26 protein-coding genes are annotated in these 26,262 nt (G+C 72.2%); 14 read left to right on the top strand and 12 right to left on the bottom strand.

The features are described 5' to 3' along the window. Positions 1 to 26: 26 nt before the first annotated feature. The 3 genes from ACGFMK_RS36835 to ACGFMK_RS36825 form a co-directional block, all read right to left on the bottom strand. A complete protein-coding gene (locus tag ACGFMK_RS36835; protein ID WP_392773488.1) occupies positions 27 to 1,931 on the bottom strand; it encodes a S8 family serine peptidase in 1,905 nt (634 codons plus the stop codon). 81 nt (positions 1,932 to 2,012) lie between these two features. Next, a complete protein-coding gene (locus ACGFMK_RS36830; protein WP_392773486.1) occupies positions 2,013 to 2,276 on the bottom strand; it encodes a hypothetical protein in 264 nt (87 codons plus the stop codon). A 206-nt stretch (positions 2,277 to 2,482) separates the two neighbouring features. Beyond that, positions 2,483 to 3,055: a nucleotidyltransferase family protein gene (locus ACGFMK_RS36825; protein ID WP_392773485.1), complete on the bottom strand. Its 573-nt coding sequence runs from the start codon at positions 3,053 to 3,055 to the stop codon at positions 2,483 to 2,485. Between the two features lie 48 nt (positions 3,056 to 3,103). On the opposite strand from ACGFMK_RS36825, the gene ACGFMK_RS36820 reads away from it, so the two are divergent. Further along, positions 3,104 to 3,565 carry a GNAT family N-acetyltransferase gene (locus ACGFMK_RS36820; protein WP_392773483.1) on the top strand — a complete coding sequence of 154 codons (462 nt, stop codon included), beginning with the start codon at positions 3,104 to 3,106 and terminating at the stop codon, positions 3,563 to 3,565. A 9-nt stretch (positions 3,566 to 3,574) separates the two neighbouring features. Beyond that, entirely contained in the window at positions 3,575 to 4,534 is a 960-nt protein-coding gene (locus tag ACGFMK_RS36815) for an SGNH/GDSL hydrolase family protein (protein ID WP_392773482.1), read from the top strand. A gap of 50 nt (positions 4,535 to 4,584) precedes the next feature. Here ACGFMK_RS36815 and lpdA read toward each other — a convergent pair whose 3' ends face one another. The 3 genes from lpdA to ACGFMK_RS36800 all read right to left on the bottom strand — a co-directional run bounded on the left by lpdA (position 4,585) and on the right by ACGFMK_RS36800 (position 7,258). Then, positions 4,585 to 5,976 carry a dihydrolipoyl dehydrogenase gene (gene lpdA / locus ACGFMK_RS36810; protein ID WP_392773481.1) on the bottom strand — a complete coding sequence of 464 codons (1,392 nt, stop codon included), beginning with the start codon at positions 5,974 to 5,976 and terminating at the stop codon, positions 4,585 to 4,587. A gap of 49 nt (positions 5,977 to 6,025) precedes the next feature. Continuing rightward, the gene (locus tag ACGFMK_RS36805) at positions 6,026 to 6,790 is read right to left on the bottom strand and encodes a lysophospholipid acyltransferase family protein (protein WP_392773479.1); all 765 of its coding nucleotides are present in this window, start codon (positions 6,788 to 6,790) and stop codon (positions 6,026 to 6,028) included. A 63-nt stretch (positions 6,791 to 6,853) separates the two neighbouring features. Next, positions 6,854 to 7,258, bottom strand: coding sequence for a nitroreductase family deazaflavin-dependent oxidoreductase (locus ACGFMK_RS36800; protein ID WP_392773477.1), 405 nt, complete (start codon positions 7,256 to 7,258; stop codon positions 6,854 to 6,856). Between the two features lie 314 nt (positions 7,259 to 7,572). Between ACGFMK_RS36800 and ACGFMK_RS36795 the strand changes: the two genes are divergently transcribed. From ACGFMK_RS36795 to ACGFMK_RS36750, 10 genes are all read left to right on the top strand, one after another. Continuing rightward, positions 7,573 to 8,613: a LacI family DNA-binding transcriptional regulator gene (locus ACGFMK_RS36795; RefSeq protein WP_392773475.1), complete on the top strand. Its 1,041-nt coding sequence runs from the start codon at positions 7,573 to 7,575 to the stop codon at positions 8,611 to 8,613. An 82-nt stretch (positions 8,614 to 8,695) separates the two neighbouring features. Then, positions 8,696 to 9,829, top strand: a complete 1,134-nt coding sequence (locus ACGFMK_RS36790; protein WP_392773473.1) for a DUF993 family protein — start codon at positions 8,696 to 8,698, stop codon at positions 9,827 to 9,829. Then, on the top strand, positions 9,829 to 10,641 hold the full coding sequence (locus ACGFMK_RS36785; protein WP_392773471.1) for a sugar phosphate isomerase/epimerase family protein: 813 nt from the start codon (positions 9,829 to 9,831) through the stop codon (positions 10,639 to 10,641). Before ACGFMK_RS36790 ends, ACGFMK_RS36785 begins: the two co-directional genes overlap by 1 nt. 55 nt (positions 10,642 to 10,696) lie before the next feature. Beyond that, positions 10,697 to 11,371 (top strand): IclR family transcriptional regulator, encoded by a 675-nt coding sequence (locus ACGFMK_RS36780; RefSeq protein ID WP_392773469.1) that lies wholly within the window; start codon positions 10,697 to 10,699, stop codon positions 11,369 to 11,371. A gap of 44 nt (positions 11,372 to 11,415) precedes the next feature. Next, a complete protein-coding gene (locus tag ACGFMK_RS36775; RefSeq protein ID WP_392773468.1) occupies positions 11,416 to 12,126 on the top strand; it encodes a response regulator transcription factor in 711 nt (236 codons plus the stop codon). A 2-nt stretch (positions 12,127 to 12,128) separates the two neighbouring features. Then, the gene (locus ACGFMK_RS36770) at positions 12,129 to 13,412 is read left to right on the top strand and encodes a sensor histidine kinase (protein WP_392773466.1); all 1,284 of its coding nucleotides are present in this window, start codon (positions 12,129 to 12,131) and stop codon (positions 13,410 to 13,412) included. Positions 13,413 to 14,133: 721 nt separating this feature from the next. Beyond that, on the top strand, positions 14,134 to 15,525 hold the full coding sequence (locus ACGFMK_RS36765; protein WP_392773464.1) for an amino acid permease: 1,392 nt from the start codon (positions 14,134 to 14,136) through the stop codon (positions 15,523 to 15,525). Next, the gene (locus tag ACGFMK_RS36760) at positions 15,522 to 16,277 is read left to right on the top strand and encodes a carbon-nitrogen hydrolase family protein (RefSeq protein ID WP_392773463.1); all 756 of its coding nucleotides are present in this window, start codon (positions 15,522 to 15,524) and stop codon (positions 16,275 to 16,277) included. The genes ACGFMK_RS36765 and ACGFMK_RS36760 overlap by 4 nt, the downstream gene beginning before the upstream one ends. Beyond that, positions 16,274 to 17,965: a flavin monoamine oxidase family protein gene (locus tag ACGFMK_RS36755; protein WP_392773461.1), complete on the top strand. Its 1,692-nt coding sequence runs from the start codon at positions 16,274 to 16,276 to the stop codon at positions 17,963 to 17,965. The genes ACGFMK_RS36760 and ACGFMK_RS36755 overlap by 4 nt, the downstream gene beginning before the upstream one ends. 81 nt (positions 17,966 to 18,046) lie before the next feature. After that, positions 18,047 to 18,697: a TetR/AcrR family transcriptional regulator gene (locus ACGFMK_RS36750; RefSeq protein ID WP_392773459.1), complete on the top strand. Its 651-nt coding sequence runs from the start codon at positions 18,047 to 18,049 to the stop codon at positions 18,695 to 18,697. A 121-nt stretch (positions 18,698 to 18,818) separates the two neighbouring features. Here the strand turns inward: ACGFMK_RS36750 and ACGFMK_RS36745 are convergent, their stop codons facing one another. After that, positions 18,819 to 19,559 (bottom strand): TetR/AcrR family transcriptional regulator, encoded by a 741-nt coding sequence (locus tag ACGFMK_RS36745; RefSeq protein ID WP_392773457.1) that lies wholly within the window; start codon positions 19,557 to 19,559, stop codon positions 18,819 to 18,821. 67 nt (positions 19,560 to 19,626) lie between these two features. On the opposite strand from ACGFMK_RS36745, the gene ACGFMK_RS36740 reads away from it, so the two are divergent. Next, positions 19,627 to 20,493 (top strand): alpha/beta fold hydrolase, encoded by an 867-nt coding sequence (locus tag ACGFMK_RS36740; RefSeq protein WP_392773455.1) that lies wholly within the window; start codon positions 19,627 to 19,629, stop codon positions 20,491 to 20,493. A gap of 80 nt (positions 20,494 to 20,573) precedes the next feature. Beyond that, positions 20,574 to 20,966, top strand: coding sequence for a hypothetical protein (locus ACGFMK_RS36735; RefSeq protein ID WP_392773454.1), 393 nt, complete (start codon positions 20,574 to 20,576; stop codon positions 20,964 to 20,966). 201 nt (positions 20,967 to 21,167) lie between these two features. Here ACGFMK_RS36735 and ACGFMK_RS36730 read toward each other — a convergent pair whose 3' ends face one another. Genes ACGFMK_RS36730 through ACGFMK_RS36710 form a run of 5 tightly spaced genes read right to left on the bottom strand, consistent with a single transcriptional unit; the run spans position 21,168 to position 26,114 of the window. Continuing rightward, positions 21,168 to 21,686: a pyridoxamine 5'-phosphate oxidase family protein gene (locus ACGFMK_RS36730; RefSeq protein ID WP_392773452.1), complete on the bottom strand. Its 519-nt coding sequence runs from the start codon at positions 21,684 to 21,686 to the stop codon at positions 21,168 to 21,170. Next, entirely contained in the window at positions 21,679 to 22,686 is a 1,008-nt protein-coding gene (locus ACGFMK_RS36725; protein ID WP_392773451.1) for an LLM class F420-dependent oxidoreductase, read from the bottom strand. The genes ACGFMK_RS36730 and ACGFMK_RS36725 overlap by 8 nt, the downstream gene beginning before the upstream one ends. Further along, on the bottom strand, positions 22,683 to 23,789 hold the full coding sequence (locus tag ACGFMK_RS36720) for a thiolase family protein (protein ID WP_392773449.1): 1,107 nt from the start codon (positions 23,787 to 23,789) through the stop codon (positions 22,683 to 22,685). Before ACGFMK_RS36720 ends, ACGFMK_RS36725 begins: the two co-directional genes overlap by 4 nt. Then, the gene (locus ACGFMK_RS36715) at positions 23,786 to 24,973 is read right to left on the bottom strand and encodes an acetyl-CoA acetyltransferase (protein ID WP_392773447.1); all 1,188 of its coding nucleotides are present in this window, start codon (positions 24,971 to 24,973) and stop codon (positions 23,786 to 23,788) included. The genes ACGFMK_RS36720 and ACGFMK_RS36715 overlap by 4 nt, the downstream gene beginning before the upstream one ends. Before the next feature lie 4 nt (positions 24,974 to 24,977). Continuing rightward, positions 24,978 to 26,114, bottom strand: coding sequence for a fatty acid--CoA ligase family protein (locus ACGFMK_RS36710; protein WP_392773446.1), 1,137 nt, complete (start codon positions 26,112 to 26,114; stop codon positions 24,978 to 24,980). Positions 26,115 to 26,262 lie beyond the last annotated feature (148 nt).

The following is a 26,262-nucleotide window of genomic DNA, read 5'->3' as shown; positions in this document are numbered from 1 at the left end:
TGCCGGGCCCTCTTCGTGAGAAGGACCTACTTCGGCTGCACGCCCAGCGCGGCCAGCGCCGGGCCCGTCATGATCAGGCCGTTGCCCGTCACCGTGTCGAACCCGGGGGCGCCCAGGTCGATCGCGCTCGACACCAGCGCCGTGCGGATCTCCGCCGGCGTCGCCGTCGGCTTGCCCGAGAGCAGCAGCGCCGCGATGGCCGCCGCGTGCGGGGCCGCCGCCGACGTCCCGAAGAACGGCTGGAAGCCCGTCACCGAGGTCGAGACGCCGTCGGCCGCCGTGATGTCCGGCTTGCTGCGCGTCGTGCCGCCGGTCGAGGACACGTTGCCCGCGGTGATCGCGGTGCCGTCGGCGTTGTAGAACAGGTGCCGCTTGCCGTCGGAGGAGAACCGCTCCCACTTGCTCGACGCGGTGAACACGCCGGGGTACGGGCCGGCCGGGTTCGCCGGGTCGCCGGTCTCCAGCGGCCGGCTGAACGCGCCCGCCGCCGGAGCCGCCGCCACGCTGAACGCGCTCGCCGCGGCCGAGTGGCCGTTGGTGACTCCGTTGGTGCTGAACGCCTTGAGCGAGCCCGAGGCGACGAACCGGCCGCGGATCACGTTGAGCGCGATGAAGCGGTCCGCGCCGCTGTACTTCACCACGGCGACCTTGTAGCCGGAGCCGGTGGTCGGCACGTTGGCGATCTCGTACGGGTTCTGGGAGCCGGACTGGCCGTTCTCGCTGGAGGCCACGACGCTGCCCGCGGAGTTCAGGATGAACAGGTCGTAGTCGTTGGCGGACTTGCCCCACGGGTCGGACCAGAACAGCGTCACCGGCTTGCCGAGCGAGCCCGCCGAAAGCGCGTCGAAGTTCTGCGTGGTGCTGCTGGGGTCGAAGTCGTGCGGCGTGCCGGTGACGCCGGTGATCTTCGTCGAGGACGCGCGGAAGTCGCCCTCGTAGTAGCCGCTGGTGCCGTCGGTCGCGTTGCCCGAGTTGCCGGCGGAGGAGAAGTACAAGACGCCGGCCGCGGTGACGTCGTTGACGGCCTGCGCGACCTGGGTGTCCTGGAACGGCGACTCGTCGAAGTACGAGACGTCGTCGACGATGATCTGGCAGTGGCTCGTGGTGCGCAGCGCGCGGATGTTCGCGGCGAAGCTGGCTTCGCTGGTGAAGGCGGTCGCGAAGCCGAGGGTGGCGTCGGGCGCGAGGTCGTGGACGATCTCGAGCATCGCGGTGCCCTCGTCGCCGCTGCCCTTCTGGCCGGACAGGACGTCGACCGCAGGCAGCTCGCCGGCGGTCTGGGACTTCGTGAGCGAGTCGACGCCGTCGGAGAGCACGCAGACCTTCACGCCGGAACCGCTGACGCCGTAGGTGGTGCGAGCGGTGTCGGTGCCGTGGGCCTTGTCCCCTTCCGACACGACGGTCGCGGCGGCGGCCTTGGCGGCGAGCGCCTGGCGCAGGTCCCGGTTGCCCGGCTCGCTCCAGGTGGTGGCCTGGGCGGCGGGCTTGACCTCGGCCACGTCGGCGCGCCCGGCGATCGCGTCCAGGGCGGACAGCGGCAGGTCCGCGCGGACGGTGTCCGCCGCGGCGTAGCGGACGGTGCCGCCGGCCGCCTTGACCGCGTCCGAGACGGCCTGGTCGCGGGAGGAGGCGATGTCGACCGAGACGGTGCCGGCGGCGCTGACACCGACGCCGGAGCGGTATTCCGGCAGCTTCGCGGCCAGGGAACGGTCGGCCCGCAACCGCTTCTCGACGACCAGCTGGCTCGATTGCTTGCGCTCGGCCGGGGTCAGGCTCTTCTTGATGCTCTGCAGCGCGCTGATGCCCGCCTCGGTGCGCGCGGTCGCGGCGTCCACCGTGGACGGCTGCGCCGCGGCGACCCCGGTCGAGAGCAGCAAGGCCCCGACCGTCAGCGGAACCGCGTGCGCGGCGACCCGGCTGAATCTCACCATCGATTTCTCCCCTGTGATACTCGGCCACTCGACCGAATGACACCCGACCGGTGTAATGGGGAGAATCTAAGGAGTCACCGATCACGGGGTCCAGCGACCAAAGTCGGGAACGTGCGCCCGTCCACATCGTGGAACGATCAGGGAAACGTGAGAACGATTTTTCCCGGCCTCGATCTCCCGATGCGCGGCGGCCGCCTCGCCGAACGGGTACGTACGGCGAACGTCGCCCTTGGCGTAGAGCGCGGCCGGCTCGGCGAGGCGGGCCAGCCGAGCGTCCGGAATTCGAGACGAGCACGCCGCTTTCGCGTGCTCGAAGAGCGTCGGTATGCGGTCACGCCACTTCACCAGTTCGAGGGAAACCTCCAGGGTGACCCCACCGTCCCCGTCGAGCGCGACGTCGATCCCCTGCGGCGGCGGCCTCGACCCGTTCCTTCAGCCCGGCGCCGTGAACGACGGCGGTCGCGCCCAGCGAGCGGACGTAGTCCTGGTTGTCTCGCTCGCGGTACCGACCACGGTGGCACCGCGCAGTCTCCTGAGCTGAACGGCTGGAGCTAGCCGGAAGTGAACACCGTGAGTTCCGGCCACCGCCGACGCCACCGGGCGACCTTGCCTTCGAAGACCACACGCGGCGCGAGCACGTCGTTCGGCCGGACGACGAGCGCGAAGAGATCGTCACAGCCATGGGGTGCGTAGACGTGCATTCGCCCGTCGGGTTCGAGCCGCACGCCGACGCAGGAGCAGACCGCGGGAAACGCATTGATGGCCGCTTCCGTACTGGCGAACGGCGGGCAGGGAACGCCGAACTTGGCTTCGTACCAGAGATGTACGCGAGCCTCGTTGCGGACCTCCACCTCGACCGGCAGGTCGCCGCACACCTGCGCGACCGCTTTGATCACGCGGTCCTCCGCGGCCCAGCCAAGATCCGCGGCGTCGTAGTAGAAGAGGTCGTAGTCCTTGATCCCCTCGGCGGCTTCGCGCCCGGTGAGCACGTTCCACACGGTCTGCACCACACACCCGGCTATGAGGTACCAGTCCGGCAGCCCGAGAACCTTCACCCGTTCGAGAATTTCGCCGAGAATTTCGTTGTGCCGCAAGACATTCCGGAGTCGATCGAGATCCGTCACCTCCCCACCGTACCGAAACTGTCGGACGTCGTTCGTAGGCTGCGCAGCATGGTCGACATCGTCCGGGCCACCGGATCCCAAGCAGCCTCCTTCACCGCGCTGATGCACGCTTCTTCCGCCTACCAAGGCGAATACGCGTCCATCCTCGACGGCTACTCCGTCACGCCCGGCTACGTCGAGACCAACCCGACCTTCGCCGCGATGACCGGCGAGGAACTCCTGGGTTTCTACGCACTCCTCGAAGAACCACCGGAACTCGACATCCTGTTCGTCGCGGACACCGCCCAGGGCCTCGGCCTCGGCGGCCGGCTCGTCGCGCACATGTTCGCCGAAGCACGCTCGCGTGGGATGCGGACCGTCCGCGTCGTCTCGCACCCGCCCGCGCTGGGGTTCTACCTCCGCATGGGCGCCCGGCGCACCGGCACGATCCCGCCGAGACCCCCGAAGATCACCTGGGCGCGGCCCGAGGTCGTCTTCACCATCCCTTACATGCGGGAGACTTTGACGTGAAAGAATCTCATGTCTTTTGGGAGCAGGCGACCGGTGCTCACCGGCCTCGTCGCCGCGGCCCCGGCCACTTCCGCGGAGCCCTCGTTCGGCAGGTACGTCGCGCTCGGGGACTCCTGCACGGCCGGGCCGCTGGTCCCGTGGCAGCGGGCGAGCTGGTGCTTCCGCTCGACCGACAACCACCCGTCGGGGCCGGCGACCCGGCTGGGGCTCTACGACGCCCCCGGCGGGTTCACCGACGTGAGCTGCTCGTCGGCGGACACGGCGAACATGACGGCGGCCCAGGGGACCCCGTCGCCGGACATCCGGCTGAGCACGCAAAGCCCGCAGTTCGACGCGCCGACCCTCGACACGGACCTGGTCACGATCAGGATCGGCGGCAACGACCACGGCGTCTTCGGTTCCCTGGTCGGCACGTGCCCGACGCTGCCCGCGGCGGATCCGGCGGGCTCGCCGTGCCAGGCGCACTACCCGGCCGGCGGCGTGGACACGATGACGGCAGCGGTCCAGCACACGGGCCGCAACCTGGCGAAGGTGATCCGGGGCGTCCGCGAGCACTCGCCCGGTGCGGAGATCGTGCTGGTCGGCTACCCGCGGCTGGTCCGGCCGCATGGCTACTGCCCGCCGGTGGTCCCGTTGTCCGATGGCGACTACGCCTGGGCGGGTCAGGTGGAGCGGGCGCTGAACGCGGCGATCGAGTCGGCGGCGAAGCAGGAGAAGGCGCAGTTCGCGGACACCTACGGCCCGAGTCTGGGGCACGACGCGTGCGCGGGCGACCCGGCCTGGGTCGCCGGCCAGTCGACGAACCTGTTCGCGGCCACGGCGTTCCCCCCGTACCAGCCGGGTATGGCGGCGGAAGCGGCCCTGATCACGAAAGCACTGGGCGTGCCGGCGAAGACCGGCGCACCCACGGCCCGCGACGCGGCCCGGCCGGATCAGGTGGCAAGGATGGCCCGCACGGCCGGGTGGTGACCGCCCCCTGCTCCGACCGGCAGCTCGGCCGGTCGGAGCAGGGAACCGGACTACATGTTGATCATGTGCCCCGCGAGGCCGTGCAGGGCTTCCTTCACCGCTTCACCCAGCGTCGGGTGCGCGTGGACGTTGCGGGAGACCTCGTGCACCGTCAGGTCCCACTGCTGCGCCAGCGTCAGCTCCGGGAGCAGCTCCGTGACGTCCGGCCCGATGAGGTGACCGCCGATCAGCTCGCCGTACTTCGCGTCGCTGATCAGCTTCACGAAACCGCCGGCGTCGCCCAGGCCCTGGGCCTTTCCGTTGGCGGTGAAGGGGAACTTCGCGACCTGGACGTCGTAGCCCTTCTCGCGGGCCTGCGCCTCGGTCCACCCGAAGCTGGCGATCTGCGGCTGGCAGTACGTCGCGCGCGGGATCATCGGGAAGTCGAGTTCCATCGTCTCCGCGCCCGCGATCGTCTCCGCCGCGACCACGCCCATCGACTCCGAAGCGTGCGCCAGCATCAGCTTCGCCGTCACGTCGCCGATCGCGAAGATGTGGTCGACGTTCGTGCGGCCGCGGCCGTCGATCGCGATGGCACCGCGGTCGGTCAGGGCGACACCGGTGTTCTCCAGGCCGTACCCCTCGACACGCGGCTGGAAGCCGATGGCCTGCAGGACCTTCTCCGCCTCGAGGACCTGCGTGCCGTCCTTCTCCGAGGACACCGTCACGTGCACCGACGCGTCCGACTCGTCGATCGACTCGACGCGGGTCGAGGTCAGCACCTTGATGCCGAGCTTGCGGTACCGCTTGGCCAGCTCCGCCGACACCTCGGCGTCCTCCAGCGGGACCATCCGGTCGAGGAACTCGACGATCGTGACGTCGACACCGTAGTTGTGCAGCACGTAGGCGAACTCGACCCCGATCGCGCCGGCCCCGGCGATGATGATGCTCGAGGGCAGCTCGCTCGAGAGGATCTGCTCTTCGTAGGTGACCACGCGGGAGCTGCGGGAGGTCCCCGGCAGCAGGCGGGTCGTCGCGCCCGTCGCGATGACGCAGTGGCCGAACGTGAGGCGATCGCCGTTCACCTCGAGGGTGTGGTCGTCGACGAACGTGCCGTGCCCGTCGAACTCGGTGATCTTGTTCTTCTTCATCAGGAAGTGCACGCCCTTGACGCGCCCGTCGGCGACCTTGCGGCTGCGCTCGTAGGCGGCCGTGTAGTCGACGCGGATCGGGCTGTCGGACGAGATGCCGAACGCCTTCGCCTCCTGCGTCACCACGTGCGCCAGCTCGGCGTTGCGCAGGAGTGCTTTCGACGGAATGCACCCGACGTTCAGGCAGACGCCACCCCAGTACTTCTCCTCGACCACGGCGGCGCTGAGCCCCAGCTGGGACGCCCGGATCGCCGCGACGTAGCCACCTACCCCGGCCCCCAGCACGACGACATCAAAGTGTTGTGCACTCATACGTCCGAAACTACCCTCCCGCGCCTCGCCCGGCGGGGTGACCCGGGCCTCAGGCGGCGACCGGCGGGCGCTCGCCGCGCAGCGTCACGAGCAGGTCGGTCACCGCCGCCATGATGCGGGCCGTCGCCTCCTCCAGCACCGCGCGGGTCAGCTCGCGGCCGGCGAGGTCGGACAGGTCGACGGGCGGCCCGGCGACCAGGTCGACGGTCTTGCGCGGCAGGCCGCGGGGGAACCACGCGGTGGCCGGCAGCAGGCGGTGCGTGCCCCAGTTGGCCACCGGGATCACCGGCGCGCCGGTCTCCAGGGCGATCCGGGCGACACCGGTCTTGCCCCGCATCGGCCAGCCGGCCGGGTCCTTGGAGAACGTCGCCTCCGGGAAGATCGCGACGCACTCGCCGGCGTTGACCGAGGCGACCGCGTCGCGGAAGGCCTCCGAGGCCGTCACGGCGCCACGGTAGACCGGGATGTGCCGGCCGGAACGCATCACCGAACGGACGACAGGGAGGTCCCAGAGAGAAGCCTTCGCCAGGTACCGCGGCACACGGCCGGCGGCGAGGCAGAAGGCCGTGAGGGTCGTCGGGTCGGCGAACGACAGGTGGTTGGAGGCCACCAGCACCCCGCCGGTCTTCGGGATGTTCCGCGAGCCCCGCACCCGGAACCGGGTGGTCTGCACGAGGAACTGCCAGACCACCTCGATCGCGAAGCTATACCAGGCGCCACGGCCGGCGCGGGCGAAGCGCCGGCCGTAGGCGATCATCTGGCGTCGGGTGAGCAGCTCACCCTCGAGGTCGAGGGCGGTCCAGCGGTCGGTCATGAAGGTAATTCGTAGCCGACCTCCGGCCGGATCGGCCGTTCCGCGCGCGGAACGCGGCGCAGATCACAGCCGCTCGAGCACCACCACGGGGATCTCGCGGTCGGTCTTCTTCGCGTACTCGTTGTAGTCCGGCCAGACGGCGGCGAGCTTGTCCCACAGCTTCGCGCGCTCCTCGCCCGTGGACGTGCGGGCACGGGCCTTGTACTTGTCGGCCTTCACCTGGACGCCGACCTCGGGGTGCTCGAGGAGGTTGTAGTACCAGCCGGGGTGGTTCGGCGCGCCGCCCTTGGACGCGACGATCACGGCGTTGCCGTCGACCTCCTGGTAGATCAGCGCGAACTTGCGCTCCTGGCCGGTCTTGCGGCCCGTGGTGGTCAGCACCAGCGCCGGGACACCGTCCTTCCAGTCGTGGCCGACCTCACCGTCGGTCTCCTCGTAGCGGCGGACGTGCTCGTCACCGAACAGCATGGGCGTTTCCTCTCACGATCTTCGGGACGTGGCGAACTCACCACGTCAAGGTTCTCCTTGGGGACAACACCCGGCCGGCCGCTGATCTTCCCCGCGGCCCCTTCACTCGATCGGGGTAAGTTTTGGCGCCCGTCGAGGCTGTGACCACCACCCGGACCACCTGGGCGAACCGGAGCGGGCTTACCCTCTCCGTTCCCGCACTCCTCCCCAGTAGATTGCGTTCCCGTCGCCCGCGGAACCGAGCACCACGCGGCCGGCGACCCCACGGAGCAAGGTATGCGGGCCGCACGCCCGAGACCGATCTTGGAGGATCCATGAAGGCCCGGCCGCACGTGACGCTCGAAGACGTCGCACGCAGCGCGAACGTCTCGCTCGCGACGGCGTCGCGGGTGCTCAACGGCACCGCGTCCGTCCGCGCCGACCTGCGGGACCGGGTCTCCGCCGCGGCGGCCGAGCTGGCCTACGCCCCGAACGCGCACGCGCAGGCCCTCGCCGGGGGCACGCACCAGACCGTCGGGGTGATCTGCCACGACGTCAGCGACCCGTACTTCGCCGCCATCGCGAGCGGCGTGATGCGGGTGGCCACGGACAACGGGCTGCTGGTCATGCTGGCCGGCACGTTCCGCGACCCGGACCGCGAGGTCGCCTACGTCTCCACGCTGCGCGCGCAGCGGGCCGCGGCCATCCTGCTGATCGGCTCCGCTTTCGAGGACCGGGCGTGGGAGCGCGCGATGGCCGCGGAGCTCGAGCCGTACCGCCGGGGCGGCGGGCAGGTCGCGGCGGTCAGCCGCCATCGCGGCCTCAAGATCGACACCGTGCAGCCGGACAACAAGGGCGGTGCCACCGAACTCGCGAAGGCGCTGGCCGGCCTCGGGCACAAGCGGTTCGCCGTGCTCGCCGGGCCGCGGCGGCTGAGCACCGTCATCGACCGGCTCGCCGGGTTCACCGACGGCTTGGCCGCGCACGGCATCGACCTGCGCGAGGACGACGTCGTCGAGGCCGCGTTCACCCGCGACGGCGGTTACGAAGCCACGAAACGCCTGCTCGCCGGGCGCAAACGCAAGCTGCCCACCTGCATCTTCGCCGTCACCGACGTGATGGCGATCGGCGCGATGACGGCCTTGCGGGAGGCGGGCCTGTCCGTCCCCGGCGACGTCTCGCTCGCCGGCTTCGACGACATCCCGGTGGTGCGCGACCTCTGCCCGGCGCTCACGACGGTGCGACTGCCGCTGGAGGAACTCGGCGAGCGCGCGATGGACCTCGCGGTCAAGGGCGGCAGCGCGAGCCGGCCGCGGACGATCCGGCTCTCCGGCGAGGTCGTGCTGCGGGACAGCACCGCGCGGCCCAAGCGCTGACCCGGACGGGCCTTGTCGCACTTCGGCACAGGCCCTACCGTAACCGTGAGAAAGCGCTTTCTGGCCACCCAGGAGGGTTCCCGTGCTCGTGCTCCCCAGCCCCGGCGGCGAGCTCACGACGTGGTCGCCGTCCGGACCGAGACCGCCTTCGCCGCCGTCGGTCCCGCCGACGTCGCGGATCGCCTACGCCGCCGCGCACGTCGTGGCGGACGCGCTGGCCGACGAGCCCTACACCGTGGACTGGGACACGACGCTGGCCTTCCGCGAGCACCTCTGGGCGTGCGGGCTCGGCGTCGCCGACGCGATGGACACCGCGCAGCGCGGCATGGGCCTCGACTGGGCGACGACCCGCGAACTGGTCACGCGCACCGGCGCGGCCGCGAACGGACGGCCGTGGGTCGCCGGCGTCGGCACCGACCAGCTGCCCGGCGGGCCGGCCACCATCGCGTCCATTGTGGACGCCTGGCGCGAGCAGCTGGACCTGGTCGGCGGTGCGGGCGCGGTGCCGGTCGTGATGGCCAGCCGGGCGCTCGCCGCGGCGGCGTCCGGGCCGGACGACTACCACGCGGCCTACGGCAAGCTGCTGTCCGAGGCCGGCGGGCCGGTGCTGCTGCACTGGCTGGGCGAGCAGTTCGACCCGGCACTGGCCGGTTACTGGGGCCACGACGACGTCCGGGCCGCGGCCCGCGAGCTGGGCGCACTCTGCGCCGAGCACGCCGGCACCGTGGCCGGGGTGAAGGTGTCCGTGCTCGACGCCGCCGTCGAGACCGAGTTCCGGCGGGCCCTGCCGGACGCCGTCGCGTGCTACACCGGCGACGACTTCCACTACCCCGAGCTCATCGCGGGCGACGAACACGGGCACAGCGAAGCCCTGCTCGGGATCTTCGACCCGATCGCGCCGGTCGCCGGGGCCGCGCTCGCCCGCCTCGACGACGGCGACCGCGCCGGGTTCGCCGCGCTGCTCGACCCGACCGTGCCGCTGGCCAGGGAGATCTTCCGCGCCCCGACCCGGCACTACAAGACCGGCGTCGTCTTCCTCGCCTACCTGAACGGGCACCAAGAGCACTTCCGGATGATCGCGGGCCAGGAGTCGGCGCGCACGATCACACACCTCGCCACGCTGCTGCGGCTCGCCGACGAGGCCGGGGTGCTGGCCGACCCCGACCTGGCCGTCGCCCGGATGCGGCCGCTGCTGCTGGCCGCCGGGGTGGCGTGATGGATCCCCGGTTCAGCCTCAACCAGATCACCACCAGGGCCTGGTCGCTGCCCGAGGCGGTGGCCGGGTGCGCCGGAGCGGGCGTCGGGTGGATCGGGTTGTGGCGTGACAAGGTGGCCGAGACCGGCGTCGACGAAGCCGCGCGCCTGCTGAAGGAGCACGGGGTTCGCGTCTCTTCCTTGTGCCGTGGCGGTTTCTTCACCGGCGTGACACCCGAAGGGTCCCCTGTGGACGGTGTGGCGCAGACCCGGGAAGCGATCGACGAAGCCGCCGCGCTGGGCGCCGGCGTCCTCGTGCTGGTGGTCGGCGGGGTCGCGGGCAACGACCTCAAGGCGTCCCGGCAGCGGGTCGCGGACGCCGTCGGCGAGCTGGCGCCCTACGCCGGGGAACGCGGGGTGCGGCTCGGCCTCGAACCGCTGCACCCGATGCAGTGCGCCGACCGGTCCGTGCTGTCCACAGTGGACCAGGCATTGGCCGTCGCGCTCGAGCACCCGGCGGAGCAGGTCGGGGTGATCGTCGACGAGTTCCACGTCTGGTGGGACCCGCGGATCGAGGAGTCGATCGCCGCGGCCACCGGGCGGATCGCCGGGTTCCACGTGTGCGACGTCCTCGTGCCGCTGCCCGACCCGCTGCTGGGCCGGGCGCTGCCGGGCGACGGCCCGATCGACCACCGGCACCTGCGCGCCCGCGTCGAAGCCGCCGGGTACACCGGCCCGATCGAGGTCGAGGTCTTCAACGGCGACCTGTGGGCCCGGCCCGGCGCGGACGTGCTGGCCGAAACCCTCGTGGCGTTCGAGCGACACGTGGCCTGAACGCCTCCGCCCGCGGATACCCTGAAGCCGTCAGGCGGACGGGGGGGTCGCTGGGGTGAAGACGGACGACGACGGCGCGGTCCGCAGCGTGCTGCGCACCTTCGACCTGCTCGCGTTCTTCACCGAACACCACCGGACCTGGGCCGTGAAGGACCTCACCGCGGCCAGTGGCCTGGCCAAGACCACCGTGCTGCGGCTGGTCGCCACCTGCGAACAGCGCGGCCTGCTCTGGACGCGCCCGGACGGGCGGGTCACCGTCGGCCCGGGCCTGCTGCGCTGGGCCCAGCTGGCGAACACCGCGTGGCAGCTGCCCGAGCCGGTGCGCCAGGTGCTGCGCGAGCTGGCGCTGGAGTGCGGCGAGACGGCCGGGCTCTACGTCCGCAGCACGGCGGTGCTCGTCTGCGTCGCCCAGCAGGAGGGCCCGCAGGCCATCCGCCACGTCGGCCGCGTGGGTGACGAACTGCCCCTGACCTGCGGCGCCGCGGGCCTGGTGCTCGCCCCGGCCGCGGCCGGGGGCGCCGAGACCAGCCACGGCGAGCCGGAGGCCGGGGCGTCCAGCGTCGCCGCCCCGGTGCACGACGGCGAGGGCCGGGTGCTCGCCGCGCTGGCGATCACCGGGCCGACCACGCGGTTCACCGGGACGCGAGCCGACGGGTTCGGCGCGGCCGTGACCGGCGCCGCGCGGCGCATCTCCCGGATCGGCTTCGGCACCCGTCCCGACCAGCCCTGATCCGGATCGCGCGGCACGTCCCGGCGGCGGTTAGGCTGCCCGGCATGCCGAACCTGCTGGTGGTGGAAGACGACGCGGCGATCGGCAGCGTGCTCGAATCGACCCTGCGCCTCCACGGCTACCAGGTGACCTGGCGGCGTGACGGCCGGACCGCGCTGGAGGCCGCCGGGCCGGGCGAGTACGACCTCGTCCTGCTTGACCTCGGCCTGCCCGACCTGGACGGCGTCGAGGTCTGCCGCCTGCTGCGGGTCGCGCTGCCCGCCACGGTGCTGGTCATCCTGACCGCCCGGCAGGAGGAGATGGACGTCGTCGTCGGCCTGGACGCCGGCGCCGACGACTACCTCACCAAGCCGATCCGGCTGGGCGAGCTGCTGGCCAGGGTGCGGGCGCACCTGCGCCGCGGCGCGCCGGTCACGGCCCGGCCGCCGGTGACCGTCGGCGGGCTGACCGTCGACATCGCGAGCCGCCGCGCCAGCGTCAACGGCCAGGAGGTCGTCCTGCGCGCGAAGGAGTTCGACCTGCTCGCCCGGCTGGCCGAGCAGCCCGGCGTCGCGGTCAGCCGCGAGACGCTGATGGCCGAGGTCTGGGACGCGCACTGGTACGGCTCGACGAAGACACTGGACGTGCACATCGCGGCGGTGCGCCGCAAGCTCGGCGCGGCGGCCGGCGCCGGAGCCGAGGCCCCGCGGATCGCCACCCTGCGCGGGCACGGTTACCGCCTGGAGGACCCCGCCCGGACCGTGGCCGAGAGGTAGCCGTGCGCCGCCGGATCATCTCCCTGACGGTGCTGGCCGCCCTGGTGGCGACCGTCCTGTTCGCGCTCCCGCTGGGCGTGGCCGTGATGCGGTACTACCGCGACGACACGACGTCGGACCTGGAGCGCGCCGCGGACACCGCCGCGCTGGCCGTCGCCCACGAGCTGACCGCCGGGCTGCCCCCGGTCGTCCCGCCGCTCGGCGGCGACGAGGCCGACGGGACGGTCGGGGTCTACACCCCGGACGGACGCCTGCTCGCGGGGCAGGGGCCGGCCGCCGGCGGCGCGATCGAGCGGCAGGCGGCCGAGGGCACCCAGGACGTCGTGACCGGCCGCCAGGGCGACGAGCTGGTCCTGGCCGTGCCGGTGGTCAACGGGGCGCGCCCGATCGGCGTGGTGCGCGCCGCGCTGCCGGTGTCCGACCTCTACCTGCGGATCGGGCTGACCTGGCTCACCATGGCCGCGCTGGCGGTGGCCGCGATCGGCGCGAGCTGGCTGATGGCCCGGCGCTCGACGAACCGGCTGGTCCGGCCCCTGGAAGAGCTCGCCGCCGCGGCCGAACGCCTCGGCGAAGGCGACTTCACCGCCCGCGGCCCCCGGGCCGGGATCGCCGAGATCGACCAGGTCGGCGAGGCGCTCGACGCCACGGCGACCCGGATCGGCGAGACGCTCGAGCGCGAGCGCGCGTTTTCCGCGGAGGCGTCCCACCAGCTGCGGACACCCCTGACCGGGTTGCGGCTGCAGCTGGAAGCCGCGCTGGAGACCCTGGCGAGCGATCCGTACGCGGCGATCCGCGCCGGGATCGCGTCCGCCGACCGCCTCGAACGCACCATCGACGACCTCCTGGCCCTGGGCCGCGAACGCCGGGCACCGCGGGCCGAGCTGGCGCTCGACGACCTGCTCGAAGAAGTCCGGCAAGCCGGGGAGGCGCTGCTCGCGCCGCACGGGCGAACGCTGAAGATCACCCACGAGGACCCGCCCCCGGCCCGCGCGGCCGCCGCCGCGGTCCGCCAGGTGCTCGGCGTGCTGCTGGACAACGCCGCGACGCACGGCCGCGGCACGGTCACGGTGCTGGCCCGCGACGCCGGGGACGCGCTGGCCATCGACGTCGCCGACGAGGGCCCCGGCCTGGGCGAGACGGACCCGTTCGCGACCACGGCCGGCGGTCACGGCATCGGCCTGCGCCTGGCCCGCAGCCTCGCCGAAGCGGAGGGCGGCCGGCTGCGCCTGAGCCTCCCCTGCCCGCCGACGTTCACCCTGCTCCTCCCCGCCGCCACCCCGCCCTGACGACGCAGGTACCCACGCCCCACCAGGCACCACCTGCCCACCAGGCACCACCCGCGCCCGTCAGGCAGTACCCGCGCCCCACCAGACCCTCACGCCTCGCCTGACTGCACCCTCACCCCCGCCGGACATCACCCACGCCCACCAGGCAGTACCCGCGCCCACCAGACCCCCGCGCCTCGCCTGACAGCACCCTCACCCCCCGCCGGACATCACCCACGCCCACCAGGCACCACTCGCGCCCGGCACCACTCGCGCCCGCCAGGCAGTACCCGCGCCCCACCAGACCCTCACGCCCCGCCTGACAGCACCCTCACCCCCGCCGGGCACCACCCGCGCCCGCCAGGCACTACCGAGCCCCCGCCGGACCACCCCGTGCCACACCGGGCTCCGCCGAACCCGACCAGGCATCACCCATGGTCTGCGGGCAACACTTGAACCCGCCAGGCACCGCCCGAACCCCACCAGACATCACTTGTGCCCGACCAGGCATCACCCGTGATCCAGCGGACATCACCCGTGACTCGAGAGGCATCAGCGTGTCGTCCTCGCCATCGTGAGTGATGCCTCTCCAATCACGGGTGATGCCCGTCTCAGCCCGCCACGCTCAGTGGAACGATTCGCCACGAACCGAGCGCGTTGTGCAATGAATCACCTGTGATTCATCTTTACGCGCAATGTTCCCCTGTTATGTGCTCCCACGACGGCGGATACGGTCGTCGGCATGACTCTGCGAGCCGCGACGGTGCGGCGGAAACCGGTCGCCGACCTGATCGCCGAAGGTGATCATGGCACGTTGAAGCGCTCGCTCGGCCTGGGCCAGCTCACCACACTGAGCATCGGCGCGACGCTGGGAAGCGGCATCTTCGTCGTATTGGGCGAAGCGGTCCCGGTGGCCGGGCCGGCGGTCGTGCTGTCGTTCGTGCTCGCCGGGATCACCGCGCTCTTCTCCGCGCTGTCGTACGCCGAACTCGCCGGCATGATCCCGCTGTCCGGTTCGTCCTACTCCTACACCTACGCCACGCTCGGCGAGCTCGTCGCCTGGGTCTGCGGGTGGTGCCTGATCCTCGAATACGGCGTCTCGGTGGCGTCGGTGGCCGTCGGCTGGGGCCAGTACCTCAACGAGCTCCTGCGGCTCGTCTTCGGGTTCGCCATCCCGGACGCGCTGAGCCAGCCGCCGGGCTCGGGCGGGATCGTCAACGTGCCGGCCATCGCCGTCGTGCTGCTCGCGATGGTGCTGCTGCTGTCGGGCGCGAAGGAGAGCGCGCGGGCCAACACGATCATGGTCGTGGTCAAGATCGCCACGCTGGTGCTGTTCTGCGCGATCGCGTTCACCGCCGTCCAGGCCAGGAACTACACGCCGTTCCTGCCGCTCGGGCTGGCCGGGATGAGCGCCGGCGGGGCGAAGCTGTTCTTCTCCTACATCGGCTTCGACGCGGCGTCGACCGCCGGCGAGGAGGCGAAGAACCCGCAGCGCGACCTGCCACGGGCGATCCTGCTCTCCCTCGGCATCGTCACGGTGCTGTACTGCCTGGTCGCCGTGGCCGCGGTCGGCGCGCTGCCGTGGCAGCGGTTCGACGGCCAGGAAGCCGCGCTTTCGCACGTGCTCGCGACGGTGTCGGACAACAAGCTGTGGGCCGCGCTGCTGGCCGTCGGCGCGATCGTGGCGATCTCCAGCGTCGTCCTGACCGTCCTCTACGGACAGACGCGCATCCTGTTCGCCATGTCCCGCGACGGGCTCGTCCCGAAGTCACTGTCCACTGTGGACGCCAGGACCGGGGCGCCGCGGACCAACACCCTGGTCGTCTCCGGGTTCGTCGCGGTGCTCGCGGCGTTCATCCCGCTGGGGAAGCTCGCCGACGCCACCAGCATCGGCACGCTCTTCGCGTTCGGCCTGGTCAACGTGGCCGTCCTGCTGCTGCGGCGGCGCCAGCCGGACACCCCGCGCAAGTTCCGCGTGCCGTTCTCGCCGGTCACGCCGATCCTGGGCGTGCTCTGCTGCGGCTACATGATGTTCAGCCTCGACGGCGCCACCTGGGTCGTCTTCGGCGCCTGGATGGCGTTGGGCCTGCTGATCTACTTCGGTTACGGCATCCGGAAGTCGCGGCTGTCATGAGGGTCGCCGTCCACCAGGGCCCGTTCGCCGAGCTGCCCGGCGCCGTCGCGGCCTCCGGCGCCGACCTCGTCGTCGCGGCCGAGATGATCACCACCGGCTACCACATCGGCGCGCGCACGCACGAGCTCGCCGAACCGGCCGACGGGCCCACCGCGGCCCGGATGTCCGCGCTGGCCCGGGAAACCGGCGCCGCGCTGGCCTACGGCTACCCCGAGGCCGACGGCGGGCACGTCTTCAACAGCGTCCAGCTGATCGACAACCAGGGAAGCCGCCTGGCGAACTACCGCAAGACGCACCTCTTCGGCGCGATCGACAAGGACTGGGTCGCGCCGGGCACCGAAGCCGTCGTGCAGGCCGACCTCGGCGGTGTCCGGGTCGGGCTGCTGATCTGCTACGACGTCGAGTTTCCCGAAATGGTGCGGGCGCACGCGCTGGCCGGCACCGAGCTGCTGGTCGCGCCGACCGCGCTGATGAGCCCGTACGAGCTGGTCGCCGACACCCTGGTGCCCGCGCGCGCCTACGAAAGCCAGCTGTTCGTCGCCTACGCGAACCGCTGCGACACCGAGCGGGAGCTGACCTACTGCGGCCGCTCCTGCGTCGTCGCGCCGACCGGCGAAGTCCTGGCCCGCGCCGGTGCCGGCCCGGAGCTCGTCCACGCCGAAATCACCCGGGACGCGCTCGTCGCGTCCCGGCTCGAGAACACCCACCTGGCCGACCGACGGCCCGACCTGTACCGAGGAACCACCGCATGACCTCCGCCGTTCCCACCGCGATCCACCACGACGAACCGGCGGGCCGCCCGATCACGATGTTCGGCCCCGACTTCCCGTTCGCCTACGACGACCACCTCGCCCACCCGGCCGGGCTGGGCTCGGTACCGCCCGAACGGCACGGCACCGAGGTGGCCGTGATCGGCGGCGGGCTCTCCGGCATCGTCACGGCGTACGAGCTGATGAAGCTGGGCTTGCGGCCGGTCGTCTACGAGATCGACGAAATCGGCGGCCGGCTGCGCACCGTGCGGTTCCCCGGCTGCCCCGACGACGTCGTCGCGGAGATGGGCGCGATGCGCTTCCCGCCCGCGTCGACCGCGCTCTTCCACTACATCGACAAGGTCGGGCTGCAGACGACGCCGTTCCCGAACCCCCTCGCGCCGGGGACGCCGAGCACCGTCGTCGACCTCAAGGGGCAGAGCCACTACGCGCGGACGCCGGCCGACCTGCCCGCGGTGTTCGGCGAGGTCGCCGCGGCCTGGGACCGGACCCTGGCCGAGCACGCGTCGTTCGCCGAGATGCAGACGGCGATCCGCGACCGCGACGCGAAGACGATCAAGCGGCTGTGGAACGAGCTCGTCCCGAAGCTGGACAACCAGACGTTCTACGGCTTCCTCTGCGACTCCCCCGCGTTCGCCTCGTTCCGCAACCGCGAGATCTTCGGCCAGGTCGGCTTCGGCACCGGCGGCTGGGACACCGACTTCCCGAACTCCATCCTGGAAATCCTGCGGGTGGTCTACACCGGCGCCGACGACGAGCACCGCAGCATCGTCGGCGGCAGCCGGCAGCTGCCGGTCCGGCTGTGGGAGCACGCGCCGCCGGAGCTCGCTTTCTGGCCCGCCGGAACCAGCCTGAGCACGCTGCACGGCGGCCGGCCGAACCCCGGCGTCACGCGGCTGCACCGCACCGCGCCGAACAACATCACGGTGACCGACACCGAGGGCCACATCCGGACGTTCCCCGCCGCCGTGTTCACCGCGCAGAGCTGGATGCTGCTGTCGAAGATCGAATGCGACGAAGCACTGTTCCCGATCGACCACTGGACGGCGATCGAGCGCACGCACTACATGGAGTCGTCGAAGGTGTTCGTGCCGGTGGACCGGCCGTTCTGGCTGGACCCGGACCCGGTGACCGGGCGCGACACGATGAGCATGACGCTCACCGACCGGATGCCGCGCGGCACCTACCTGCTCGGCGGCGACCCGGCGTCCCCCGCGGTCATCTGCCTGTCCTACACCTGGGCGGACGACTCGCTGAAGTGGCTGCCGCTGACCGTCGGCGAGCGCGTCGAGGTGATGCTGCAGTCGCTGCGCGAGATCTACCCGGGCGTCGACGTCCGGCGGCACATCATCGGCGACCCGGTGACCGTGTCCTGGGAGGCCGAACCGCACTTCATGGGCGCGTTCAAGGCCAACCTGCCCGGGCACTACCGCTACCAGCACCGCCTCTTCACGCACTTCATGCAGGACGAGCTCCCGGAGCGCTACCGCGGCCTGTTCCTCGCGGGCGACGACGTCTCGTGGACGGCGGGCTGGGCCGAAGGCGCGGTGCAGACGGCGCTGAACGCGGTGTGGGGCGTGCTGCACCACTTCGGCGGCGAAACGGACCCGGCGAACCCCGGCCCGGGCGACGGGTTCGCCGACATCGCGCCCGTCACGCTGCCGGACTGACATGCCCCGATCGTGGTACCCCGGCTGCCATCACGGGCGATCGAACTGCCCGGCTCAACGGGTCATGCGACGATGTGGGGCATGAACACCGAGCCGGCGCCACGATGGCGAAGACTGGAACCGGACGAACGGAAGGAACAGATCTTCACCTGCGCCGCGCGGCTGTTCGGTGACCGCCCCTACTCGGAAGTGTCCACTTCGGACATCGCGGCCGCGGCCGGTGTGGCGCGCGGGCTGATCAACCACTACTTCGGCACCAAACGCGAGCTGTACCTGGAAATCATCCGCCGTGCGCTGACCGTGCCGCGGCTGGCCGTCGAAATCCTGCCCGAAGGGCCGCTCGAACTGCGGGCCGACGTCGCGATCGACTGGTTCCTCGACATGGTCACCAGCCAGGAGCGGATGTGGCTGGCCGCGATCGCGCCCGAAGGCATCGGCCGGGACCTCGAAGTGGAGCGCATTCTCGAAGAAGCCGACCGGGAATCGGCCGATCGGGTGCTCGAAGCCGTCGGTCTGTCCAGCGAAAGCGAGCACGGGCCCGAGCTGAACGCGCTCGTGCGCGCGTTCGGCGGGATGGTGAAGTCGGCCGGGCGGGAATGGCTCGTGCGCGGCTCGCTGACCCGGGACCAGGTGCACCTGCTGCTGTCGAAGTCGCTGGTGACGCTGGTCGGCGAGGTCTTCCCGGCGATCCAGCAGCAGCCGCCGGCCCCGCGCCGGGGCGAGCCCGGCTAGCCCTCCGGAGGGCGTCACGGGCAGACCGAAGCCCCCGGCGCCACGAGGGGGAGGAGGGCGCCGGGGGCTTCGGGTCGATGGACGAACCACCGACGCAAGCTCACGGTACGCCGGGGCTCTGTCAAGTCGCTGTCAACCCGCTGGAGCCCTGGTCACGCAGCTCTTCCAGCCGGTGCGCGAGCCCGTCGAGGCACCGGTGCACGGCGTAGTCGTAGAGCTGCTCGTAGTACCCCGCCGCCAGGTCCGGGTCGCCCATCAGGTCGTGCATCGCCGAGCCCAGCTCGGCCATCCCGGGCAGGTCGGTGCGCTCGCGGTAGGTCGCGTACGTCTCGGTGTTGTCGATCCGCAGCGCGAGCGCCGACTCGCGGTCGTCCTCCATCGCGACGAACTGGCAGGCCGTCATCACCAGCAGGTTGTAGGCGAGCACGCTCTCGCGGCCGAAGCCGGCGGTCAGCAGCACGCCGACCCCGGCGTCGATGCTGCGAGTGGCCGCGTCGACCGACGGGCCGAACAGCGCGAGCCGCCGCGCGCAGCCCGGGTAGGTCCGCAGCACCCGGCGCAGCTCGGCGAGCAGCTCGGTGAACCACTCCTGCCACGGTAGCTTCGGGTCCGGCAGCCGCAGGAGGCCGACGACCCGGTCGACCACGGCGTTGACCACCGCGTCCCGGTCGCCCACGTGGTGGTAGATCACCGCCGGGTAGGCGTCGACGGCTCTGGCGAGCTGCCGCAGCGTCCAGTTGTCGAGGCCGGCTTCGGCGGTCAGCTGCGTGGCCGCGCTGACGACCTTGTCGGCGGTGATCGCCGGCAGTCCCGCCGCGGCCCGCGACCGGGGACGTTCTCCGGTACCCGATGTGGTCGGCATGGAGCGTTACGGTAACCGCATCGGCCGGGCCGATGCCAGCGACGCAAGTCTGGGGCAAGATCGGGGCATGGCACGCGCACAGGCCAACGGTCTCGAGCTCGAGTACGACACCTTCGGCGATCCGGGGGCTCCGCCCCTGGTCCTGGTGATGGGCCTCGGGGCCCAGATGATCACCTGGGAGGACGATTTCTGCCGGCTGCTCGCGGACCGCGGGTTCTTCGTGGTGCGCTACGACAACCGGGACGTCGGGCTCTCGACGTACCTCGACGACCTGCCCGCGCCGGACCTGGGCGCGCTCTTCGCGGGTGACCTGTCGACGGCGCCGTACCGGCTCTCGGACCTCGCGGACGACGCCGTCGGGCTGTTCGACGCGCTCGGCATCGCGAAAGCGCACGTCGTGGGCTCATCGATGGGCGGGATGATCGTGCAGCAGCTGGCGATCGACCACCCGGACCGGCTGCTGAGCGTCACGTCGATCATGTCGACCACCGGCGACCCGGCGGTCGGGCAGGCCGAGCCGTGGGCCCTGGCGGTGCTGACCCGGCCGCCGGCCACGACCCGCGAGCAGGCGCTGGCCGACAGCGTCGAGGGCTACCGGCGCCTCGGCTCCCCCGGGTACCCGGACGACGAGGCGTTCCTGCTGGCCAAGGCGACCCTGCACTTCGACCGCGCCCGCCACCCCGTGGGCACCCTGCGCCACGCGGCGGCGGTGATGGCCTCGGGCGACCGGACGTCCGGGCTGCACGACGTCCGGCTGCCGGCCCTGGTCGTCCACGGCGACGCCGACCCGCTGATCAACGTCAGCGGCGGCAAGGCGACGGCGGCGGCGATCCCGGGCGCGGAGCTGCTCGTGATCCCCGGGATGGGCCACAACCTGCCGCGGGCGGTCTGGCCGGAGCTGGCCGAGGCGATCGGGCGCGTGACGGGTCAATAAGACGTCAAAACCGGTGGCCGGGGCGTAGGGAACGCGTCCTGAGTCCTGTCGGCCGCCGGCGGCGGCGGTGCACTGGCGGCATGACAGGTGGTTTCGGGTTCCCGTTCGGCTGCGCAGCCGCGGTGGCCGCCGTGCTCGCGGCGCACGTGGCCGGTCCGAGTCCGTGGTACGCGCTGGTCACGCTGGGTCTGGTGGTGCTGGCGACGGCCCGCTGGACGACCTTCCGGGCGGCCCTCGGCGTGCTCGTGGTCGCCTGGGCGCTGGACGCGGGCTTCGTCCTGGGCCGGTTCGGCGAGCTGACCTTCGACGCGGCTTCGGCGTGGTCCGCGCTCATCCTGGCCGGCGCTCTCGCCCTGGGCCTGCTCACGGCCCGGCGCCCCCGGACACCGGTCCGGATCCCGGCCCCCCGCCGCCCGGAGGCCGCGGCCGAGCACCGGCCCGCACTGGTCCCCGACTCCCCCTCACCCACTTGAGACGACGCCGTGTCGTCCATCCAGGTACGCGTGTCGTCCGCCTGGGTACGCGTGTCGTCCACCTGGGTACGCGAACCCGCTTGGTCGGAGGGCGACTCGCGTGTTCAGCGGGTCGACACGCGTACCTGGGAGGACGACACGCGTACTTGAAAGGACGACACGCGTACCTGGAGGGACGACACGATGTCGGGTCGGGGACTGTCAGCTGGTGAAGTCCCAGCGGGTTGCGCCGTGGGGTTCGGCGGAGGCGACGCCGATGGCTCGGTGCAGGTCGAGGCGGTACAGGTGCCAGGGCGGTGCGCCCGCGCTGGGGGCGCTGTACGGCGCGGTGAGGGTGTCGTCCACCGCGGTCGCGGGCCAGCCGCCCTCGTGGTAGACCGCCGCCACGCGCTCGACCGTGGCGGGGTCGGTCACCCGGCCGGCCTCGCCTTCCAGCGTGAGGTCCAGGCCGCGCAGGCGCACCGAAACGACGCACACCGGGTTCGCGGCCAGGTTCCGCGCCCGGCGGGTGCCCGGCCCAGCCTTGAAGTACAGGGCGTCGTCGACCCACACGCCGCCGACTCCGGCGGAGTGCAGCCGCCCGTCGGGGCGGACGGTCGCCACGAAGAAGGTCAGGTCGGCGGTCGGGGTGTCGGCGGCGAGGATGTCGCGGGCCCGGCTCCACTCCAGCGGAGCGAACCCGTCCTGGGCGAGGTTCTTGGTCTTCGTCGGCTCAGTCATGACTACGCGTCGAACGACGTCCCGCCGGATCGACACGGGCCGCCGGGAAAATTTCGGCCAGGGTCCGGGCGCCGCCGGGATCGTCGTCCGAAGCCGCCGGGACGATCGCCAGTTCGTCGACGCCCGCCGCGGCGAAGTCGGCGATCTTCCTCGCGATGACGTCCCGCGAACCGAGCAGGCCGACCGCCGCGATCGCCGCCACCGGGACCGCCGCCAGCAGCTCACGCGGGTGCGGGCGCGTCCGCGCGAAGTCGACCAGGTCGCCGAACCCCTCCGCACGGAACATGTCCGCGTAGCCCGGCGCGGCGAGGTACCCGACGACACCCCGCCGGAGCTGCTCGATCGCGGCCTCCGACGGGTCCACCGCGCCGACCACCCACGCGGCCACCGGCGGCGGTGTGGTCCCCGCGCGCTCACACGCCTCGTGCAGGCCTTGGACCAGTGAGGCCGCGGCCGCCGGGCTGACCAGGTTGATCACCATCCGGTCGGCGTGCCGGGCCGCGACGTCCAGCGCGCGCGGGCCGAACGCGGCGATCGTCAACGGCGACTTCGGCGCGGGCAACCGCAGCCGATAGCCCTGCGAGCCGACCACCGAGCCGTCCACAGTGGACTTCGCGCCGCCGATCAGCTGCCTGACCGCGACCGCGGACTCCTCCAGCGCCGTCGCGGCGCGGTCGCGGGAGCGGCCGTGCCAGCCGCGCACCACGACGTCACTGGACGTCCCGAGCGCGACGCCGGTCTCGCGGCCGGTCAGCGCCGCCACCGACGCGACGCCCATCGCGATCGTCGCCGGGTCCCGCACCGTCACCGCGAGCGGCCCGAAGGTCAGCGCGAGAGAAGTGGCCGACCCGATCGCCGTGCCCAAGGCGAACGCGTCCCACGTCGCCATCTCGCCGATCCACAGCTCCGGGTACCCGGCCGCGTCCGCCGCGCGCGCCGTCTCCAGTGCCTCCTCCGGCGGGCGGTCCTGCCACAGGCCGAGTGACACCGAAAGCCTCATGCCGCACGCTCCACGAGTACCGCCGTTCCCGATCCCGCGGCTCCGCTGACCGCCGTGACACCGTAACGCCCGCCGCGGCGGGCCAGCTCGTCGACGCAACCCGCCAGCAGAATCGCCCCGGTGGCACCGAACGCGTGCCCCATCGCTATCGTGCCGCCGTTCACGTTGAAGACGTCGTCACCGAACCCGAGGTCGCGCCGGATCTTCAAGCACAGCGCGGCGAACGCCTCGGCGAACTCGACGACGTCCACTTCGGACGGTCGCACGCGGTGCCGCGCCAGCAGCCGCGAGACGGCCAGCTGCCCCGACAGCAGCATCCGGATCGGGTCGCTGCCCGCGGTCACCGATCCCAGCACGCTCGCTCGCGGCGTCAACCCCAGGCGCGAAGCGGCCGCGTCGGAGGCCAGCAGGACCAGCCCGGCGCCGTCGGCCAGCGAGGGCGACGTCCCGCGCGTGTGCAGCCCGCCGAACGACGACGGCAGCTCGGCCAGCGCCTCCGCGGACGTCGACGGCCGGACGTGCTCGTCGTGCGTCAACCCGGCCACCGGGACGAGCGACGCGTCGTAGCGGCCGTCCTTCCAGGCCGCCGCGGCGAGCTGCTGGGTCCGGAGGCCGTAGGCGTCCAGTTCCGCACGGGAGAAGCCCTCGTCAGCGGCCACCAGGTCGGCCGCGACGCCCATGGTGCCCGCGCCGAACCGTTCCTCGGTCCATAGTGGACCACCGTCGGTGAACATCGGGACGCGCGAGACGGACTCGACCCCGCCCGCCACCACGACTTCCGCCTCATCCGCGCGGATCAGCGCCGCGCCCAGGGCGACCGCGTCCAACCCGGACGAGCAGAACCGGTTGACGGTCATCCCGGCCACCGACACCGGCCAGTCCGCCGCCAGCACCGCCGTCCGCGCCAGGTTCGCGCCCTGCTCGCCGGTCTGCGACGCACAGCCGAGGATCACCTGGTCGACCGCCGCGGGATCAAGCCCGCGCGCAACCAGGGCGTCCAGAAGCGTGGTGACCAGTTCCAACGGCGGCACCGAAGCCAGCCCGCCACGCGGGGACGCCTTGCCGCGCGGTGTCCGCACGGTCAGCAGCACCGAAGCCGTCATCGGGTCACGATGGTCGTGACGACCGTGGTGAACGACCCGCCGACGTTGAGCGTCAACGCCGTCCGCGCACCCTCGACCTGGGTCTCCCCGGCCGTCCCGCTCACCTGGCGCGCCGCGTCGTGCAGCATGCGGACGCCGGTGGCGCCGACCGGGTGGCCGAGCCCGAGCAGCCCGCCGCTCGGGTTGATCCCGGCCGTGTCGAGGCCGCCGTCGGCGATGAACCGGCCGCCGCCGCCCGGCGGGGCGACGCCGAGGTGCTCCAGCGCAACGAGCCCGGTGATGGTGAAGCAGTCGTGCAGCTCGACGACGTCGAGTGCGTCCGGCCCGGGCACGCCCGCGCGCCGGTAGGCGTCGACGACGGCGCCGCGCAGCTGCGGGAACAGGTATTCGCCGCCGGTGGCGAGCTTCTCGGTGAGCCCGATGTGCGCGGTGCGGTGGCCGAACCCGGCGATGCGCGGGAAGTCGCCGCCGAGGCGTTCGGCGAACGCCGGCGAGGCCAGCAGGACGGCCGCGGCGCCGTCGGTGATCCGGCCGCAGTCCTGCTTGCGCAGGCTGCCCTCGATCACCGGGTTCAGCTCGTCGTCGGGCCCGAACGCGCCGTCCGGGAACTTCCAGTCCCGCGTCTGCGCCAGCGGATTCCTTGAAGCACAGGCGAAAGCGTGCTCGGCGAACTGACCGAGGTGCGCCGGGTCGACGCCGTACCGCGCGTCGTAGGCGGTGGCGACGTCGGCGAACAGCGCGGGCCACGGGAACTTCGCGTCGACGGCCTCGTGGCCGGCCCACGCGGCGGACCCGAGGTGTTCGGCGGCGCGCTGCCCGTCGGTGTTGCGCATCAGCTCGACGCCGACGACCAGCGCGAGGTCGTACCGGCCCGACTCCAGGTCGGCGCAGGCGGCGAGCACCGCCGTGCTGCCGGACGCGCACGCGGCTTCGTGCCGGGTGCTGGGCACGCCGTCGAGTTCGGGCACCGCGGCCACCAGCAGCCCGCCCAGCTGGGCTTGCCCGGTGAACAGCTCCGCGGCGAGGTTGCCGACGTGCGCGACACCGACGTCCGCCGCCGACACACCGGCGTCCGCGAGCGCGGCCGGCACGACCTCGGCGAACATCTCGAGGATCCCGCGCCCCTCCTTCGCGAAGTTGCGCGCGAAGTCGGTCTGCGCCCCGCCCAGCACGAACACCGTCATGGCCTCACTCCAGACTCTCCCGCAGCTGCCGTTTCAGGATCTTCCCCACCGGGTTGCGGGGCAAGGCGTCCGCGTACTCCAGGCGTTCCGGCAGCTTGAACGCGGCGACCTTCCGCTCACGCAGGTAGGCCACCAGGTCCTCGAGCGACGGCTTGCGCTCGCCGGGCACGACGACCGCGCACACCCGTTCGCCCATCACCTCGTCGGGCACGCCGACGACGCCGACGTCCGCGACGTCCGGGTGCCCGGCCAGCAGGCCCTCGACCTCGGCGGGCGAGATGTTCATCCCGCCCCGGATGACCAGGTCCTTCGCGCGGTCGACGTAGCGCAGGAACTCGCCGCGCTCACCGGCGATCTCGAAGACGTCGCCGGTGCGGAAGTGCCCGTCGTCGTCGAAGGCCGACGTGTCGAGCGGTTCGCCCAGCTGCCCGAGGTACCCGGCGAAGACCGTCGGCCCGGCGATGTGCAGCACGCCGGGGTGCCCGGGTCCGGTCACGTGCTCACCGGTCACCGGGTCGTGCAGCCGCACCGACGTCCAGCCGGCGACCGGGGTCGACCAGGTGACGTCGGAGGCGTAGTTCGGGAAGAAGCTCGCGCGCTGTTCCGGGTCCGGCAGGTCGATCGGGCCGGACAGCAGCGCGGTGCCTTCGTTGGACCCGAAGAAGTTGATGATGTCGATCCCGTACCGCTCGGCCCAGGTGCGCACCAGCCACGGGGAGAGCGGCGCCGAACCGGACCCGATCTTCCGCAGGGCGGAGATGTCCACTCCGGACAGGATCTTTTCGTTGTGCAGCAACATGGTGAGCAACGCGGGCGGCGCGAGCGTGTAGGTCACGCGCTCGGCCGCGAGCTGGCCGAGGAACACGGGCAGGTCGAACGGGTGGTGCGGCACGAACACCGCGCCGGTCTGCAGCCACGGCAGGAACATCCCGCCGATGCCGGCCATGTTCGTCATCGGGAACGGCGACAGCAGGACGTCGCCGCTCGTGATGCCGGCGGCCTGCGTGCAGCCGCCCGCGGTGGCGAGCCAGTCGCCGTGACAGCGCGGCACCGCCTTGGGTTCGGCTTCGGTGCCGGACGTCCAGCAGATCGTCACGCAGTCGTTGACATCGGTGTCCAAACCGGACAGGTATTCGTCCAAAGCGGACTTGTCCGCCGTGGACAGTGGTGCTTCGGGCCAGGACAGGGCGCCGGGCGGGGGGGGGGGCCCCCCGGCGCCGACGCACCCGCCCCCCCGCGCCCCAGCCCCCAGCCACAACGGGAGAGCGGGGGGGTGGGGGAGAGTGTTT

Source organism: Amycolatopsis sp. NPDC049252 (assembly GCF_043197175.1).
GTDB lineage: Bacteria > Actinomycetota > Actinomycetes > Mycobacteriales > Pseudonocardiaceae > Amycolatopsis.
This window is presented reverse-complemented; position numbering and strand designations above follow the sequence as displayed.

Bases quoted from the DNA above. Each gene is read 5' to 3' on its own strand.
- ACGFMK_RS36745 (WP_392773457.1), bottom strand. From the start codon at position 19,559: ATGCCGACCACATCGGGTACCGGAGAACGTCCCCGGTCGCGGGCCGCG.
- ACGFMK_RS36820 (WP_392773483.1), top strand. From the start codon at position 3,104: ATGGTCGACATCGTCCGGGCCACCGGATCCCAAGCAGCCTCCTTCACC.
- ACGFMK_RS36750 (WP_392773459.1), top strand. From the start codon at position 18,047: ATGAACACCGAGCCGGCGCCACGATGGCGAAGACTGGAACCGGACGAA.
- ACGFMK_RS36725 (WP_392773451.1), bottom strand. From the start codon at position 22,686: ATGAGGCTTTCGGTGTCACTCGGCCTGTGGCAGGACCGCCCGCCGGAG.
- ACGFMK_RS36835 (WP_392773488.1), bottom strand. From the start codon at position 1,931: ATGGTGAGATTCAGCCGGGTCGCCGCGCACGCGGTTCCGCTGACGGTC.
- ACGFMK_RS36740 (WP_392773455.1), top strand. From the start codon at position 19,627: ATGGCACGCGCACAGGCCAACGGTCTCGAGCTCGAGTACGACACCTTC.
- ACGFMK_RS36720 (WP_392773449.1), bottom strand. From the start codon at position 23,789: ATGACGGCTTCGGTGCTGCTGACCGTGCGGACACCGCGCGGCAAGGCG.
- ACGFMK_RS36795 (WP_392773475.1), top strand. From the start codon at position 7,573: ATGAAGGCCCGGCCGCACGTGACGCTCGAAGACGTCGCACGCAGCGCG.
- ACGFMK_RS36735 (WP_392773454.1), top strand. From the start codon at position 20,574: ATGACAGGTGGTTTCGGGTTCCCGTTCGGCTGCGCAGCCGCGGTGGCC.
- ACGFMK_RS36730 (WP_392773452.1), bottom strand. From the start codon at position 21,686: ATGACTGAGCCGACGAAGACCAAGAACCTCGCCCAGGACGGGTTCGCT.
- ACGFMK_RS36760 (WP_392773463.1), top strand. From the start codon at position 15,522: ATGAGGGTCGCCGTCCACCAGGGCCCGTTCGCCGAGCTGCCCGGCGCC.
- ACGFMK_RS36800 (WP_392773477.1), bottom strand. From the start codon at position 7,258: ATGCTGTTCGGTGACGAGCACGTCCGCCGCTACGAGGAGACCGACGGT.
- ACGFMK_RS36775 (WP_392773468.1), top strand. From the start codon at position 11,416: ATGCCGAACCTGCTGGTGGTGGAAGACGACGCGGCGATCGGCAGCGTG.
- ACGFMK_RS36805 (WP_392773479.1), bottom strand. From the start codon at position 6,790: ATGACCGACCGCTGGACCGCCCTCGACCTCGAGGGTGAGCTGCTCACC.
- ACGFMK_RS36815 (WP_392773482.1), top strand. From the start codon at position 3,575: ATGTCTTTTGGGAGCAGGCGACCGGTGCTCACCGGCCTCGTCGCCGCG.
- lpdA (WP_392773481.1), bottom strand. From the start codon at position 5,976: ATGAGTGCACAACACTTTGATGTCGTCGTGCTGGGGGCCGGGGTAGGT.
- ACGFMK_RS36765 (WP_392773464.1), top strand. From the start codon at position 14,134: ATGACTCTGCGAGCCGCGACGGTGCGGCGGAAACCGGTCGCCGACCTG.
- ACGFMK_RS36785 (WP_392773471.1), top strand. From the start codon at position 9,829: ATGGATCCCCGGTTCAGCCTCAACCAGATCACCACCAGGGCCTGGTCG.
- ACGFMK_RS36755 (WP_392773461.1), top strand. From the start codon at position 16,274: ATGACCTCCGCCGTTCCCACCGCGATCCACCACGACGAACCGGCGGGC.
- ACGFMK_RS36715 (WP_392773447.1), bottom strand. From the start codon at position 24,973: ATGACGGTGTTCGTGCTGGGCGGGGCGCAGACCGACTTCGCGCGCAAC.